Genomic DNA, 16530 nt, shown 5'->3' with positions numbered 1-16530 from the left:
AGTGAGTAAAAGAACGTGCTACCTTGGCTAATCGGGCATCTCCTCAATGCTGCGTGGCTCTCGCTTTGGCTGTTGGTTCATATCATGGCGATAATGACTCGAAGCTTCATAGACCTCTCTGCGAAGACGCTGAATTGCTCCGAGCGGTTGATGCACTGCGATCGTATGCCACGGGCTAAAAGACAGCACCTCATCGACGTACACCTGACGGGCTGGACTGTATGCTTCTTGCATAGGAATCGTGATTTTGGCGATCGCTTGATAAGGACTGTCCTGCTCTGACCAACGAACCGAAGCATCCTCGATCGGCATCGTTTCTAAATTGGTACAAAGTTGAACCCGCACTTCATACTCAGCCGACTGTTCTCGAAAAAACTCTACAATTAAATCGCGCAGCGCCGAAGCATTCTGTATCTCAATTCTTTTACCGATTAGCGGCTGGAGACTTAGAGAAACGGGAACGACGCTTAACTTAGCAACATAGTCTCCATAGCGCAGCGCAGCAGAGGTATAGTATGTTTCTCCTAAAATATGCGTTTCAGGTTGCGTAATTCCCAATGAAGTCGGATAAAGGTTGATGCCTACTTTTTGAGTGATTGCATTCACGGTGCGGGCAGTGATTCCTAACAGTTGCTGCGCTTCCTCTGGGGCGCTCACAACCACTTTTTCCTGAAGTAACTGTTCAGGCAGAAAGCGCACCAGATTTCCTGATGGAAAAACTGGGCTGTTAATGAATAAAAAATCTTGAGTCACGGCATCGGGTTCGGTGGTGAGCAGTTTCGGTTCTGTGACACCAATCACTTTCATGCCGATGCCGCGAAAGGTTGAAAGACTATCGGGCATAATATCCCCCGGAACACTGGAGAAGCGAATCATGATTGGATAAGTGCGGGGTTCGCGAAACAATCCCTGAGCGAGATGAGCGGGTAAGTTATCGTAAATTTGCAGTTCGCCCTTGAGTCCACCATGACTTTTCGCATGAGCACCGCGCATGGCATGACGGTGTTTGTCAAACACCTTTTGTCCTTGCCGAGCTACGGAGTCTAGGATCTCGCGGATGAGTTTATCTTCATTGGGTTGCTTGACTTCTACATCTTGGGAGTAGCGGACGTACTGGTTTGAGTTGAGCATTCGGTAAAGTGCCTGGGGGTGAGTTCAAACGATCATCGTTTAATCATTCGGAACGGGGTTCACTTTCTTCATCCTCCTTGTGCTAGAAATTTGCGATTCACGGAATGCACTGCGTCAGCCGATCTAGATAGCTACTGCGTGAATTTCCAGCACCGTCACCGCCGCGATAAGTTACGGTCAATGGAAGTCTTCCGCTTGGGGCGCTTAAGTCAGAAGCTTGCTCCAGACCCACCCAAATCAGTGAGCCATTGTTTTGTCGCTGTAGCCACCCAACCCGCAGACTGAACTTATTGATGTCATTGTTTACCTCAGTGGAGTTCCAAATCTGCTTTTGGATGCGAAAACCAAAGTGGTTGTTACTGTATTTCTCCCAAAGGTTGTTGATACTGATTAACTCAGAGCAAGGAAGCTGTTTAAAGTCTTCTGCTCTAAAACCTTCGTCTTGCTGCCGATTTGCAATTCTCCGCAATATACGAGCGGTTTCCTCATCGGCATCTTTCCAAGCCCCGGCACTGAGCAGGCTTTGTAATTTCGGGTATTTAGCGGCAGATTGCTCATAGGCGAAAAAACCTCCTGCTGATACAGTTAAAAGAACTGCACCTGCAATTAAATAGTTCTTAACCTTGCTAACGCTTTGAAACCACGATCGCCCAGTTGGAGCCGATGGTACATTCGATTGCTGGTTTTGTTCTTCTTGTAAGATTCGATCTACCTCAGTCTCAGAAAGTCCCAAAATTTTCGCAAGAATAGCAAGTTGAGCCGTTTCAATGGGTGTTAATGCTCGATCGCTCAAAAACTCTTGAACCCGTTCTCGATAAATTCTCACCGCCTCTGTTTGAGTGATATTATTTTCTGTTCTCAGCTTTTGGGAGAACGAACTCGCTTCAGAAGAGCGATTCGAGTAAATTGCACTTTTAGTCGAACCTGGCTCTTTTTTAAGCAGCACTGGAATCAGATGATCCGGTAGTGGTTCAACGTCCTCAGCCACGGGAATCAATTTTCGCGTTGTTCCAGAAAAACTTGCCAGTTCAAATTGAACCGCATTGCGACCGAGTTCAAACGCGACCTCGATCGATTTCGCATACCCTAAACCATCATAAAATCCGGTTGCAAATGCGATCGCTGCGTCATCACGTACCGCTTGTTTCATGCCGATCACATATTCAACATGCTGAACAATTGCTTTCGCCTGCACTTCCGCATAACATGCATTCAGCAGCACACACTTGACGTTCGGAAACTGCTTAAACAACCCGGAAAGCGCTTCACCCGTTGCAGGTTTTGCTTGCCCATTCTGACCGAGTAGGACTAATCCTGACTGCCCTTCGCCATGTCCAGAAAAATGCACCACATCAGGATTTTCTTCAAGCAGCGCACGTCGTAGAGTATGAGAATCAATTGCCCATTTCGTGACAAGCTCAAATTGACCATTCAGCTTTGAGCGCTGCAAACCCTCCTCGATTCTGCTAACTTCTTCTTCTAGATCTAATCGGGCACTTCCTGGCGGATTGGCTGAAAGGAACAAAATTTTCATGATATAGTACTGGATTTCAACGTTTTACCAAAAGTCAGCTACATTGGAACTAAGTTCGTTTACTGATTAGCGCTCTACAACAATCTGAATTTGCTTTGTCACCCGCTCTTGTTTTGGGTCAACCGCAACCGTTGTTAAACGCACCCGCACCCGAATTACCGGATTTTGGGGGTCATCAAATGCGTTGTCATCTTCTTTTAACAATTCAAGGTCAATCATTCGAGCCAGTTTAGGACTAGAATTCTCTAGACTTTGCACGATTTGATATTTGGAAATATGCACGAGTCGATCGACCACTTGTTTCGGAGCCGCTGAATCACCGATGAAAAGCAGCGAATTGACGATTCTCAAATCCATAAATCTCATCAAACCTCGCTGTGTTTTGTTTCAGTCCCGTTGCCGGGATTAAGTGTGTTGATCGCCACGGTCGGAATGCCGTTCTGAATGAAGAGAAAGCGTTTCAGTCCCGTTGCCGGGATTAAGTGTGTTGATCGCCTGAGAGTCTTTCACCACTGTTTAGCCTGCGGATGTTTCAGTCCCGTTGCCGGGATTAAGTGTGTTGATCGGATGGGGGAAGCATTGTAAATCGACTGTACATAGTTGGTTTCAGTCCCGTTGCCGGGATTAAGTGTGTTGATCGAGAAGATGATTGCTCAAATATCCGATTGGCAGCGCGTTTCAGTCCCGTTGCCGGGATTAAGTGTGTTGATCGTTTATCAATTTGGGATTCTTGTATTCTGTTTCCGCGTTTCAGTCCCGTTGCCGGGATTAAGTGTGTTGATCGCTTGGCACTGCTCACGAGTAGCGCGGGTGCAACAGGTTTCAGTCCCGTTGCCGGGATTAAGTGTGTTGATCGTGTTGGTATCGTAGCGAGGCGTAATTATTGATTAATGTTTCAGTCCCGTTGCCGGGATTAAGTGTGTTGATCGAGGTGCAATTAACACGAATGACGAGGAAGAATCGGGTTTCAGTCCCGTTGCCGGGATTAAGTGTGTTGATCGTTCAGAATATCCGGTATTTGAGTCTTGATCAATTTGTTTCAGTCCCGTTGCCGGGATTAAGTGTGTTGATCGGTCCTCATATTTTCGGTCTGTTTTTCTAACTTTTCGTTTCAGTCCCGTTGCCGGGATTAAGTGTGTTGATCGTCTTATATTGCATCCAGACCGAAAGAGCGATCGCGTGTTTCAGTCCCGTTGCCGGGATTAAGTGTGTTGATCGCCGGTGGTGGATATGGCGGATTCCCTACGTTTTTTACGTTTCAGTCCCGTTGCCGGGATTAAGTGTGTTGATCGGATCGGAGCGGGTGAAGGTGACGGATTTGGAGTCGGGTTTCAGTCCCGTTGCCGGGATTAAGTGTGTTGATCGTGTATGCGGTTTTGTGGACGATCGGGGAAATTCTGAAGTTTCAGTCCCGTTGCCGGGATTAAGTGTGTTGATCGAGTAGAGAATTCGGTTTTTCATCCTGAATCAATCGGTTTCAGTCCCGTTGCCGGGATTAAGTGTGTTGATCGGTTTCCTGAAGCAGTTTTGCAGCCAAAACAATTAGGGTGTTTCAGTCCCGTTGCCGGGATTAAGTGTGTTGATCGAAATAATCGTCTTGTTTTCCATAAATCGGATGAGCAGTTTCAGTCCCGTTGCCGGGATTAAGTGTGTTGATCGGTAGGGCTGTCTTGTACAACTGTTACTGATCCGCTAGTTTCAGTCCCGTTGCCGGGATTAAGTGTGTTGATCGGTAAATGGCTCTGTGACGTTTGTTGATCCGCCTACGTTTCAGTCCCGTTGCCGGGATTAAGTGTGTTGATCGTCGGTTATCGACTCGATTGTATGGCGTGTGTCCTCTCAAGTTTCAGTCCCGTTGCCGGGATTAAGTGTGTTGATCGCTGCGTGTATTCAGGCAATTGGGACGTTGGCAAAAGGTTTCAGTCCCGTTGCCGGGATTAAGTGTGTTGATCGTGATGCGATCGCTCCCCGAATCGGCAATGTATCGAGTTTCAGTCCCGTTGCCGGGATTAAGTGTGTTGATCGGTTTTTTAGTTGCAATCATCGAAGCGATCGTGAGAAGTTTCAGTCCCGTTGCCGGGATTAAGTGTGTTGATCGAGTAGAATCGCCAGATCGAACTAAAACACCCGGATTGATTTCGTTTCAGTCCCGTTGCCGGGATTAAGTGTGTTGATCGCCCATTTATCAATTTGTGATTCTTGTATTCTGTTTCCAGTTTCAGTCCCGTTGCCGGGATTAAGTGTGTTGATCGGACTTGTCCGAAACCATATCTTATCCGTGGGAATTGTTTCAGTCCCGTTGCCGGGATTAAGTGTGTTGATCGTCTATTTCTGTCTTCTAATTTGTTTAATGATGCCAATGTTTCAGTCCCGTTGCCGGGATTAAGTGTGTTGATCGCGGCATCGCAGACGGAGACAATCCGTTCATGATGATGTTTCAGTCCCGTTGCCGGGATTAAGTGTGTTGATCGTTCTCAAAAGGTACAATTTTGTGAGTCATGATTTCGTTTCAGTCCCGTTGCCGGGATTAAGTGTGTTGATCGCTAAACAGTTTGTAGAAACTTTAAACACTTTTTTAATGTTTCAGTCCCGTTGCCGGGATTAAGTGTGTTGATCGTTTTCACAAATTGTGAAAAAGGTTTAACAGGTGGTAGTTTCAGTCCCGTTGCCGGGATTAAGTGTGTTGATCGAGACAGTGAACGCAAAGCCTGAGTTGTTCGGAGTGCCGTTTCAGTCCCGTTGCCGGGATTAAGTGTGTTGATCGTCGTGCTTGTTCTGCAAGTTCTTTAAGTTGACGTTTTAGTTTCAGTCCCGTTGCCGGGATTAAGTGTGTTGATCGATAGAGGTAATTTTCCCCCTGAGATTGATTGCCAACGTTTCAGTCCCGTTGCCGGGATTAAGTGTGTTGATCGATCGAGGCAGGTCAACTGACTTCCGATCAGATGTAGTTTCAGTCCCGTTGCCGGGATTAAGTGTGTTGATCGTCCGCCACCTAGAACCCCTACTGAACAAGGGCTGTAGAACCGATTTTGGCAAAGGTGGTCTGAAACAGCGATCCCAGCCTTTATTCTACAGCGGTGGCAACTTGACGAATTGCTACAAATATTGAATTGTCTTGGTTCTAGAGATTTGGCGAACCTCCCAGGGTTTTTGACCCCGCTTCGGTTCGTCAGAATCCTGCCTAATCATAAATCGATCGACCAATCCTGTCGAGTTTTTTCTCACTAAATCTCATAGCGATCGCGCATCCCCAAAACTTCCTGTCTCATCAACTCCCGCACACTCTCCGGCGCAATCACCTCGCAATCCTGCCCGTACCGCAAAATCTCCCGAACCAACCAAAACGTACTCGTCACCTGCCGCACCACTCGTCGCACCTGCGGCAACTCCTCATGCCACTCATTCACCACATCGATCGCCGTCTTACTTCGATAGGCAAACGCCAACCCCCGAAACAAATGCAGCTCGACTAAAATCGCCGCTAATCCCGTCGATCGCCACGATCCCGCCGCTCGATTCACCGCCGCATCCGTAATGCGATCGAGCCTCAGCGATCGATTGTGCTGCAACTCAACCAATCCCTGCGCCCCTTCCGTCTCCTCACACCAACAATCAAGATATCGGCGCTCCTCATGAGATGCGATCGCTGCATACCGAATCGTAAATTGCCAAACTCGCTCGGCTGCATCTTGATACGACAGTTGAAACGGCTGCTCTTGCCGGATGAACCGCTCTAGCTGCAATCGCCAAGGCTCGATTGGTTTGGTAATGAATTGTTCTAACTCGGCTCTCAAGGGAATCGTCAGTTCACTGCGCTCGATCAGAAGTTGTGCGATCGCGACTGCATCTTCAATCCTTCCCGCATCTACTAAAGCCGATCGCGCTTGATTCAGCGCTTGAATTCTCTCAGTTTTCCAGTCGTGATTTGGGGCGATCGTCAATTGGCGACGAGCGATCGCTTCAACCAGCTTTGAAATATTTGCGCGATCGCCCCAAGTCATTCCAAGTTCGAGCGCTAAAGCTTCTAACTCGGCTTTATCGCGATCGGAGATCGATAACGTGATGGACTGACCTTTACGACTCATAATTTTGTACGGACACTTCATCCGTTCACCTTCTTTTCTTCCCTTATGATCGCTGTTATATTCAATTCAAGCAAGCTTTTACGGACACAATTCAACGGCAGTTTGAGAAGTCCAAACTTTTCTAAATTTCCGGCATTCACGCATTGATGAGGTATAAGTTATGACGAGACTTGAGAAGCTGGAGCGTATTTTGGCGGATGGAAACTGGCATTCAACCGAAGAACTGGTAGAAAACGTGGGACACCGATTCTCTGCAACGATCCATGTTGCGATTCATCAGCACCACTATCAGATTGAAAAACGGCGATCAGACAGTAATCAATTTGAGTATCGAAAGATTGGCGCATAGACGGGCAATTAAGCGGACAAACTTCACTGTCCAATCGTCCAGCTAAGGAGATTTTGAATAATGAGATTAATGAATCAACCGCCTGAAACGCTGGAAGAACAGTATTTCAGTAAAATTCGACCTTTGCTTTATGAGCGCCACACCTCGCATCATCAATCTGGCGTGAGAGAAGGCAGAACATTAGCAGAACATTTTGATTCTGCTTGTCAATTTGTGCTGACGGTCAGTCGAATCGCTGAGGTTCCTGATGATACGAGAAAGGTAATCTTGGCAGCTACTGCGGTACATGACTTAAACAAGCTAGACCAATCAAAGCAGTCTGTGAAAAAGCTGGCAAGAGATCGAGCCTTCCTGAAACAACAACTAGAGTATGTCGGGGTCGATTGCTTTGTCACAGATGATGGCTCACTTGAACTCGCAAGAAGACTGATTGAGCGTCATTCTGGGCATCATGCAACTGACGGAACTTTATTTATCGCAAAGCCTCCTGAGCTGGAAGACCTCGATCGTTGGGCTGCAATTTTGATCGCTGCCGATCTGTTTGATTTGAACTTACCTCAGTCTGAACTTGATCGAAAAATCGAAAAAGAATTGACTGTTGCGCTTGATCGCCCCAGTCGTTTGTACCGAATCCGAGTATCTGAAGACCGAGGCTATATCAGTGCTTTATTGCTTGCAGCTTGTGAAGAGGTCTTGTCTGGAGAAGGATTAACTCCGTTGGCTATTTTTCCAGATGGAGAACTATTTGAAGGGGAACGCTTGCCAGAAAAAGATTTAGTTAATGCGATCGCGCTTAGATGGCAAACAAAAATAGATGCTGTTTTTGGTAACAATATCGAACAGCTTGTAAAGCCTTCTAACAACGGGATTAGGATTCTTTCACCCGCAGTTCAGCATGATCACGCTGAAGTTCTGCAAGTTGTCCTAGCATGTTTGGAAAAGAAGCGAAAAAACTGCAAAGCGGAAACACTACAGAAAGATGTAGAAAAGTGGAGTCGAGATGCTGGAGCAGAAGCAGTATTGCAAGCACAAGCAGCTAATTTATTTCCAGCGAGTACAGCAGACGAATATATGATATCAGAAGGTCTGAAAGCTGCATTCATTAGCTATCGGCAGGGTCTATCGACTGAAGAGACTTGGAATCGGATTGCAGCACAAATTGGTCTTTCTTCACAACAACGAGAAGCCCTAGAAAAGTTTGATCCACAATACGGTAGAGCTTTGTTTGCTGCTAAAGCGATGTCCGAAGGACTGAACGGCATCAAAAATGCACTACTCGAATCACTTGAAATGAGAAAAACATTAGTGAGTCAGTTAGGCAGTGATGAAGAAATATCGGAAGCACCAAAAGAATTAGTCGAATTAGTCTCAAAGAATCTAAACCTACCTTACCACCAGCTTTTCAATGGATTTGCTGAGCTTAAAGGGTATACAGATGCAAAACCTAAACAGCGTTGCTCACTTGGCGTGACTGTCACAGCAACTGAGGATGTCTCTTCGATGCCAATCGGAACTAAAGTGCAGGTTTTCTCCAATCGTCTGCCCGGTGGAATGATTGCAGAACCAAGAAGACAGGCTGAACCTGCAACATTATTAGCATATCAACTGCTCGCGATCGGGGCACGCTTTCCAGCCGTGAAGAAAGAGCCACCGTTTTACCTACATCTGGCATTACCAAAAGGGAGTTGCCCGGAATTACTTAGAATCTGGAGGGAATGCCTAACTAATTTAGCAGCAACCAACGCATCAAACGGTCCTGTTTCAGTTGATGCAATTCAACTCTACCGAGATAATGCGATCGAGTTTAGAGAAAGTAAGGTTGTTGGGTTTGCATTTCCAAGTCGCCCAGAATTTGTTCACAATACCGTTGTTCTTCCAATTGTGTGGGGAGAAGTCAATGCTTCTATTGCACTATTAAAATCGTTACGACTTGCATTAGAACTTTCCCTTTCCCTAGAGCTTGGGTTTCCGTTTGTCTTGAGTTCTAGTTTGCAGATAGAAACTTCAACTGATTTTTACGGGCGAGTTGAAGGAATTCCGACCGCACTTATGCGATTGTTAAGCACGGGACGATATAGCAGAGAGAATGCGATCGTTGTGCGCGATCGTCTGCGCTCAATTGGCAGACTAGTTCAAGGCGTAGCAAGCTTACCAAAGTTCGACGACTGCTTGTATGACCTGGCTCGTGCAACGTCTAAACCCTTCAGTTTGTATCACGTCTTGCTCCGTTGGATTCTTCGGGAGCAAGACAATCCAAATCTTGAAGTAAGCTGGCAGAAAATTCGCAATCCGCTCAATCATTTACTGGAGAGCCTTATGCCCAATGAGAATAGTGAACTAACACAATACTTGAGAGAAGCGGCTCGTTTAGCGGCTCATGCGAACTTACGAGGAAGTTCTTTTCGACGAACTTCGCTCAACGAGCCTTTTACGGCTTTTGTTACTGCAATTCGTTCTGTTAAGCCGCACATGGATTTGGACTTTATTTTTGGTGCTTTAGTCCAGAAATATCACACCCGTCTTGATCGGATTCGAGAGACTGGAGTGGGTGAAACGAAGTTTGAGCAGATCAAGCAGTACTACAGCATTCTTCGCAAGCTTTACGAAGAAGTTTATCGCGCCCGTCCTGAGAAGCTCCTGAATGATCGCGATGAGCTAGAAGCAGCTTATTTATTTTTCTGGCAAGAAGCGTATCAAGAAGTGAAGGCGAAAAAAGCAGCCGAATTGAAGACCGAAGAAACTGTTGAATCAAACCCATAGGAGAAAATTCTCATGTCGATCGAAAAATTAACCCCATTTCTTGCGCCCGCTTACGAAAACTTTCCCAAAGGTCGCGTAGTTAGTCTCGTCGTTCTTAGAACAACCCTCTCCGAAACAATCTTTCGCACTGAAGGAACCGGAGAACCGATGTGCCGAGAATTCGTTCACGCTGGAATCGAAGATCAACGGACGATCGAGCGTTTAGTGATGACGAAGCGCAAACAGATCGCTCCCGAACGTCGTCGCGGTCGAGAATTTCTCAGAGCCTATGACTTGCTCTACAACGCTAAAAAAGAAGAATCCGTTTGTTCACTGAATACTAATGCGCCTTGTGAGATGTGCATCGATTGTTTTCTCTACGGATTTGCAGCAGGGGGTGGAGGCGCTCAAAAGAGTCGGATCTGGACAGAAGATGCTTTTAGTTTGTTACCTGCTGCGGAGTTGGTCAGCGATCGCACCTTGAATGGTGTGTACGAAAACGGCACAATGCGTCTGAAACGTGATGATGATACTGACAAAGCTTCTACATCTTTAAATACGAGCGAGTACATCAAACCAGGCGTTCACTTTCTAGATGTGGTGACGCTCAAAGATGTCACGGCTGATGAACTGCGTTATATTCTTGGCAACATTCTTCTGACTAGTCGCTATGGAGCAGTATCTAGCCGGGTTGGACGGATGGAAAATCAGATCTTGGGCATATTTGGCGGAATCGCTGAGTTACCAAGCTCTTTGGAATTAGTCCAGTCAGTTCACGATGCGATGAGAACCCGTGAAGAACTCTTAGAGCATCCGTTTAACCGCAACATTTTAGCTGGAGCTGTTGAGAGTGTGATTGATGGTTGGAAGGCTCGCCGCGGTATTACTCTAAAACTCTCCCCTGAAGAAGTGCAAGCCTTAATTGATGATGTCGATCGTTGCTGGTCGCCAGATGAGCGTGAAGCATTCCTCAAGCGATTGGATGAGGCATATCTCCCCTTCCGTCAAGAACCTGTAGCCGATGCGAAAAAGTCTCGAAGTCGAGCGAAAAAAACAGCAGATACTGAGGCGGAGAGCTAGAAAATGGCAAAGACCCAGCAACAGAATTCGCCCATTGTTCAAGCCTCAAATTCAAATCATTTTGAGCATATTCGGCTGATTGAGCTATGGTGTGCGGAACCTGTGTTTTTCGCATCACGAGAAATCTCTGATTGTTACTATACAGAGGGCGTTCTAGGAAACTATGCGCTTGCCTACGCTCTCGGTTGGGTAGCTTCACCCTATCGATTAACTGGACAAGCAACGAGCAGACCCACCTATCTTGAAGATCTTGTGCCGATTGCTCATAAAAATTACATTCTTCCAGCTTGGTCAGTGAATGAGGAAGTTAGTTTTCGGTTTGAGCGTTTTAATGCGCTATCAGATGCGTACTGGTACGCAATGACTAATAATCGAGTCGCGATCGCGCGTCAAGACCTGCCTGAATACCGCCGTCTTCAGCGAGAAAAAGGACAAGACAAACCGAAACATCGATCGTTTGCGCCTAGTAACTTTCCTCAAACTGGACGACTGCGAATGATTGAACGTGGTAATCGATTTCAGACATTAGTTTTTGGGGATTCTGAGCTTCCTGATTATTTCCGCATTGGTAAATTCAGAAGCAAAATTCGCCTATCTGTTTTGCAGGAGTTGAAGATTAAGCTTCTTCCGATCGCGGAATATGACTGCAAAGCACTACTAAACACAGCAGATTTACCGCCTAATCTGCCATTACTATCTTTTGACTTAATTGCGATTCCTCCTGTTTCATTAGTGAAAAATTTGAGATTTCAAGGAGAAGCTTGGCAGATCGGTAATCTTACAATTCCAGCAAATCTTCGGTTCTGTGGAGGACGACTGTAACGTGGCAAATGAAAGGATTTCTGTATTGCTTGAACCTAGAAGCATTGCTGCTTGTGTTGAGTTACCTGAAGAACTTGCTTTCATGGGAAAAGCGCTTCAGCATCAAGTGGATGTTTTCCAAAAAGCAGTTGATCATGACATTATTGTAGACTCAGCACCGACGGGGACAGGGAAAACAAAGGCAGCATTATCAGTTCTCAAACATCAACCGAAACAGAGCGCCGTTTACATTGCACCCACAAATGCTCTGATTGATCAGCAGAAGCAAGCGGCAGAGGCATTCGTCCTTGCAGCAGGATTGCCGCATATAGTGATTGCTGCTTCTGCTAAAGAAATTCGCCAGTGGTCAAATCAGCCTGTAGGGAGCCGTCCCGGAGAAAAGCTTTATAACCTGCTCCGCAATCCTGCCACAATTTTTCCAGAAGTTGGTGCAAGTCGCCCGGTTCTTTTGGTGACGAATCCAGATATCTTTTACTATGCGACATTCTTCGCTTACAAAAAGCTCGATCGCATTAACGTTGCAAGCCAGTTCTACAGCAAGTTCGGAACAGTCATTTTTGACGAATTTCATTTGTATGATGCAAAGCAACTCGTCGGATTGCTCTTCTATCTTGCTGTATCTCACGAATTTGGCTTCTTTCAGCAAGGTCGTCGCGCAGTTTTGCTGACGGCGACTCCTGAGCCAGCCTGTGAAGCTGCGCTTTCTAGTTTAGAAAGGCAAGGTGTAAGAGTTGCTTACATTGATGGAGAAGAGCATACGGATTGCCTCCTACCTTCTCAAACCTCAGTTCAATTGGAGTTACGTGCTCAACCAGATCGGGATCAATTCATATCTGAATTAGTAAACGAGATTATTCAGAAATCACAATCTCATCCTGGTCATAATGGTGCTGTCATTCTTGACTCATTAGATCAAGTGAATCAACTTGCAGATTTGCTGAGGCGGAAGGGACTCGCTGATCAGATTGGACGAATTACAGGACCTGCACCGCTCAAAGATCGTCAACGAGCCATGCAATGCCCAATTATTTTGGCAACAAGTACAGTTGATGTTGGATTTAACTTTGAACGAAATCCAGAGCCACGAAGACAGAATCTAGACTGGTTAATTTTCTCCTGTCGCGATCGTGCGGCTTTTTGGCAACGTTTAGGGCGAGTTGGGCGAGTGCTGGGTAAACCTATTGCCGATATTTCATCTCATGCGATCGCATATCTTCCTGAGAGAGCCTGGGAAGAAGGATTAGCACTGTTGGATAAAGAGAGCGATCGAGAAACTTTGAAGCATCAGTTAGCGGAGTTGTCTTGTCTCGATCGTCCTTTCCTAGCGATTTATTGGCAATCTGAAGCTTTTCTAGAGATTGCTCGACCTTTACTTCAATTAGAGGAGCTGATGCAAGGTCTGGCTGAAAGTGAGTTGATTGACAAGCTTTATCGAACGCTGCAATCTGTACTAGGAGGAAAACAAGATTGGGCTTATTATCGAAGTCGAATGATGGCACTAAAAGCCGCAGAGGAGATCGCAAAACAGAAAGATAGCCAAACGAATCCGCTTCGATTTATCAAAGGAAAGGCAAGATGGGACATTGTGACGACTTTTCTGAGAACTGAATGCCCAGAAGATTGGGCAGATTTTCAAGCAAAACGGACAACTTTTCAAGATTATGAAACTGTTCTTGAGCGGAATACAAAAGCGATTGAGGCATTTGTACAGTTCTGTCGGTACTTTATAGCAAGCTATGCTCCTTTATTTGGATTTAGAACAGGATTGTTTGAAAATCTAGAGATTGTTGACCCGAAAGGATTGATTTTAGATGTTTCAGCAGAAACTCTGCTTGATCCGATTCACCTGCTGCGCTACTACGAGTTTCTTTCAGATGGTGATCGCGTTGAGATTCAAAATCGGGCTGAATCTTCTTATCAAATCAGTTTTCGATGGCGATATCGAGGTTGTTACCTAGATTTTTCAGCGACTCAACTTAATAAACTTAAAGCATTCGAGAATTGTCAGATTCAACGCAAGCGCGGAGATGCGATCGCACCAGAGGCGCTGCTAACGAAACTGAGTAAGGACTTTATTCCAGGTGTAATTATCTGTCCCATCAAGAATGCTTCTGCTTATTATCAGCTTCTTCGAGAACGAGTTGCAGTCTATCCTATCACTGTGATCGGAACAGATTTTGAGAAAGACTTTGTTCTGCTCCCTGGCATTGCAGGCATTTTAACGATCGCAATGTTTGGAGTTAGACTTCGGCTTCCTGACAATGAAGAATTTCTAATTTACTGATGGAGGTTGAACTTTGCCACATAGTTTAGTTCTCAATCTGCAACCCCGATCGCCAATTCCAGCAAGTCATTTAAGCGGGCGGCATCTTCATGCACTGTTTTTGGACTTAGTACGATCGCAAAATTCAACCCTCAGCGAAACCCTGCACAAGCAAGTTTCTGAGAAGTCCTTTACGCTGAGTGCTTTGCAGACTCGAATGCACCCTTCACGGCTGCAATATCAGCACCAAAGCGCGATCGCAGAACCCTGCTGGTGGCGTATTTCTCTGTTAGATGATTCTTTGTTCAGTCAGTTAGCACACCTGTGGCTAAATCTCAATCCCAAGCAATCTTGGCAGTTGGGAGCCGCAGAACTTACAGTCACTAGCATTCTGGGGACAGCGCAACTGAAGCAGCCTTGGGCAGGATTTAGCTCTTATGCTCAACTGTATGAGCAAGCATCGGAATGCGATCGACAAATCAAACTCCAGTTTTGCACTCCGACCACATTTCGTCAGACTCAGTACGATAGTGCTTTACCCACTAAAGAATTAGTCTTTCAAAGCTTATTGCGACGGTGGAATCAGTACAGTGGGATTGCGTTTTCTGAAGCGATCGTTGAGCCGATTTTTCCGAGTTACTTTGATATTCGGACTGAAATCGTGATGGATAGTCGCAGTAAGTTGATCGGCTGTGTGGGTGAAGTGACTTTTACGATTTTGGGTGAAGTAGAAGCTGAGACGATTCGACAGATTAACACTTTGGCAAATTTTGCAATGTATGCCGGAGTGGGGCGGAAAACACCGATGGGCATGGGAATGGTACGACGGAAGTAAGTTATGAATCCTGAAAATTATTTGCCTCTCTCGTATTTGAATGCTTGGGAGTACTGTTCGCGGCGGTTTTATTTTGAGTATGTGCTGGGGGAAATGGTCGAGAATGAACACATCGTTTTGGGCACTCATTTGCATCGCAATATCAACGAAGCGGAAGTGATCCAAGAAGGTGACACGATCGTTCATCAGCAGCAGTGGGTTTGGTCGGATCGGTTGCAAGTTTCTGGGGTGATCGATGCGGTGGAAGAGCGAGATCAGCAGCTCATTCCCTTGGAGTACAAGAAGGGCAAGATGGGACGGCATTTGAGCGATCATTTTCAACTGTGTGCGGCGGCATTGTGTCTGGAGGAGCGAATGGGGAAAGCAATCGCTTATGGTGAGATTTTTTATCACGCGAATCGCAGACGGCAACGGGTGGAGTTTTCACCTCAGTTACGGCAGATGACGGAAGCTGCGATCGCTGCGGCGCACTTAGCCGAATGTCGTCCAATGCCTGCACCGATCGACCATAAAACGAAGTGTCAGGCGTGCAGTTTGCAGGGCATTTGTTTACCGAGCGAGATGAAGGTGTTAGGTGTGAGGTATGAGGTGTGAGGTGTTGGAACACCAATTACTTCGCCTCACACCCCACACCCCACACCCCACACCCCAAATTCTTCGACAACAAGGAGTAGTCAAAATGCCAGTTCTGTATGTAACTCAGCCCGATGCGATTCTGAACAAGTCGTATGAGGCGTTTATTGTTAAATTGAAGCAAGCCGATGGGACTTGGAAGAAGCAAACGATTCCGGCTCAGACGGTGGAGCAGGTTGTGTTGATGGGGAATCCACAAGTAACCGGAGATGCTTTGATGTATGCGCTGGAATTGGGGATGCCTGTACATTATCTATCAGGATTCGGTAAGCATTTGGGGTCGGCATTGCCTGCTTATTCTCGCAATGGACAGCTTCGATTGGCGCAGTATCGCAGGTATGAAGATCAGGTGCAGAAGTTGGAATTGGTGAAAGCGATCGTCACCACGAAAATCCACAATCAAGCGACGGTGTTGTATCGGCATGGGGTGAAAGAGCATCCTTTGAAGCAGCGGAAAGCGAGTGTGGCGGCTCAGAAGACGATCGATCAAGTGCGGGGGATGGAAGGGTTAGCGGCGCGGGAGTATTTTGGTTATTGGTCGCAGATGTTGAAGGGGGATTGGCAGTTTTCCGGGCGAAATCGTCGTCCGCCGACTGATCCGGTGAATGCGTTGTTGAGTTTTGCTTATGGATTATTGCGATCGCAAGTGACAGCAGCAGTGCATTTAGCGGGACTTGATCCGTACATTGGTTATCTGCATGAGGTGACGCGGGGACAGCCTGCGTTGGTGCTGGATTTGATGGAGGAGTTTCGCGCTTTGATTGCGGATAATGTGGTGTTGACGGTGTTGAACAATCGGGAGATTCAGCAGAAGGATTTTATGGAAAGTTTGGGTGCGTATCGATTATCGGATGCGGGACGCAGGACGTTTTTGCAGGGGTTTGAGCGGAAATTGAGCGATGAGTTTACGCATCCGGTGTTTGAATATCGCTGTAGTTATCGAAAAGCGATCGAGCTTCAGGCAAGGTTACTCGCTCGGCATTTGCAGGAGGATGTGCCTTACAAGCCGTTGGCGGTGAGGTGAGAAGGTGTGAGGTTTGGGGTGTGGGGTGTGAGAGG

The 16530-nt window shown here is 46.5% G+C and carries 12 protein-coding genes and 1 CRISPR repeat array; of the genes, 8 read left to right on the top strand and 4 right to left on the bottom strand.

Annotation, left to right across the window (positions count from 1 at the left end):
- Nucleotides 1-27: 27 nt before the first annotated feature.
- From NIES2104_RS03815 to NIES2104_RS03805, 4 genes are all read right to left on the bottom strand, one after another.
- Entirely contained in the window at nucleotides 28-1131 is a 1104-nt protein-coding gene (locus NIES2104_RS03815; RefSeq protein ID WP_058995895.1) for a catalase family protein, read from the bottom strand.
- Nucleotides 1132-1228: 97 nt separating this feature from the next.
- Entirely contained in the window at nucleotides 1229-2665 is a 1437-nt protein-coding gene (locus tag NIES2104_RS31575; RefSeq protein ID WP_072218023.1) for a GUN4 domain-containing protein, read from the bottom strand.
- Between the two features lie 66 nt (nucleotides 2666-2731).
- Nucleotides 2732-3022, bottom strand: a complete 291-nt coding sequence (locus NIES2104_RS30575; protein WP_063270198.1) for a hypothetical protein — start codon at nucleotides 3020-3022, stop codon at nucleotides 2732-2734.
- Between the two features lie 27 nt (nucleotides 3023-3049).
- A CRISPR array of direct repeats spans nucleotides 3050-5649; the repeat unit is 37 nt; unit sequence GTTTCAGTCCCGTTGCCGGGATTAAGTGTGTTGATCG.
- A 240-nt stretch (nucleotides 5650-5889) separates the two neighbouring features.
- The gene (locus NIES2104_RS03805) at nucleotides 5890-6750 is read right to left on the bottom strand and encodes a YafY family protein (protein WP_059001548.1); all 861 of its coding nucleotides are present in this window, start codon (nucleotides 6748-6750) and stop codon (nucleotides 5890-5892) included.
- Nucleotides 6751-6910: 160 nt separating this feature from the next.
- On the opposite strand from NIES2104_RS03805, the gene NIES2104_RS03800 reads away from it, so the two are divergent.
- From NIES2104_RS03800 to cas1d, 8 genes are all read left to right on the top strand, one after another.
- Nucleotides 6911-7099 (top strand): hypothetical protein, encoded by a 189-nt coding sequence (locus tag NIES2104_RS03800; protein ID WP_058995893.1) that lies wholly within the window; start codon nucleotides 6911-6913, stop codon nucleotides 7097-7099.
- Nucleotides 7100-7159: 60 nt separating this feature from the next.
- The gene (locus NIES2104_RS03795; protein ID WP_058995892.1) at nucleotides 7160-9859 is read left to right on the top strand and encodes a hypothetical protein; all 2700 of its coding nucleotides are present in this window, start codon (nucleotides 7160-7162) and stop codon (nucleotides 9857-9859) included.
- 12 nt (nucleotides 9860-9871) lie between these two features.
- Nucleotides 9872-10918, top strand: a complete 1047-nt coding sequence (gene cas7d, locus NIES2104_RS03790; RefSeq protein WP_058995890.1) for a type I-D CRISPR-associated protein Cas7/Csc2 — start codon at nucleotides 9872-9874, stop codon at nucleotides 10916-10918.
- 3 nt (nucleotides 10919-10921) lie between these two features.
- Nucleotides 10922-11740: a type I-D CRISPR-associated protein Cas5/Csc1 gene (cas5d, locus tag NIES2104_RS03785; protein WP_058995888.1), complete on the top strand. Its 819-nt coding sequence runs from the start codon at nucleotides 10922-10924 to the stop codon at nucleotides 11738-11740.
- Nucleotide 11741: 1 nt separating this feature from the next.
- Nucleotides 11742-14024 (top strand): type I-D CRISPR-associated helicase Cas3', encoded by a 2283-nt coding sequence (gene cas3 / locus NIES2104_RS03780; protein WP_058995886.1) that lies wholly within the window; start codon nucleotides 11742-11744, stop codon nucleotides 14022-14024.
- A 13-nt stretch (nucleotides 14025-14037) separates the two neighbouring features.
- Entirely contained in the window at nucleotides 14038-14838 is an 801-nt protein-coding gene (gene cas6 / locus NIES2104_RS03775) for a CRISPR-associated endoribonuclease Cas6 (protein ID WP_058995884.1), read from the top strand.
- Nucleotides 14839-14841: 3 nt separating this feature from the next.
- Nucleotides 14842-15432, top strand: a complete 591-nt coding sequence (cas4, locus tag NIES2104_RS03770) for a CRISPR-associated protein Cas4 (protein WP_058995882.1) — start codon at nucleotides 14842-14844, stop codon at nucleotides 15430-15432.
- An 85-nt stretch (nucleotides 15433-15517) separates the two neighbouring features.
- Nucleotides 15518-16495, top strand: a complete 978-nt coding sequence (gene cas1d / locus NIES2104_RS03765; RefSeq protein ID WP_058995880.1) for a type I-D CRISPR-associated endonuclease Cas1d — start codon at nucleotides 15518-15520, stop codon at nucleotides 16493-16495.
- Nucleotides 16496-16530 lie beyond the last annotated feature (35 nt).

The organism is Leptolyngbya sp. NIES-2104 (genome assembly GCF_001485215.1).
Lineage (GTDB): Bacteria > Cyanobacteriota > Cyanobacteriia > Leptolyngbyales > Leptolyngbyaceae > Leptolyngbya.
Note: the sequence above shows the minus strand (reverse complement) of the source record. Positions and strands in the feature narration are given on the sequence as shown.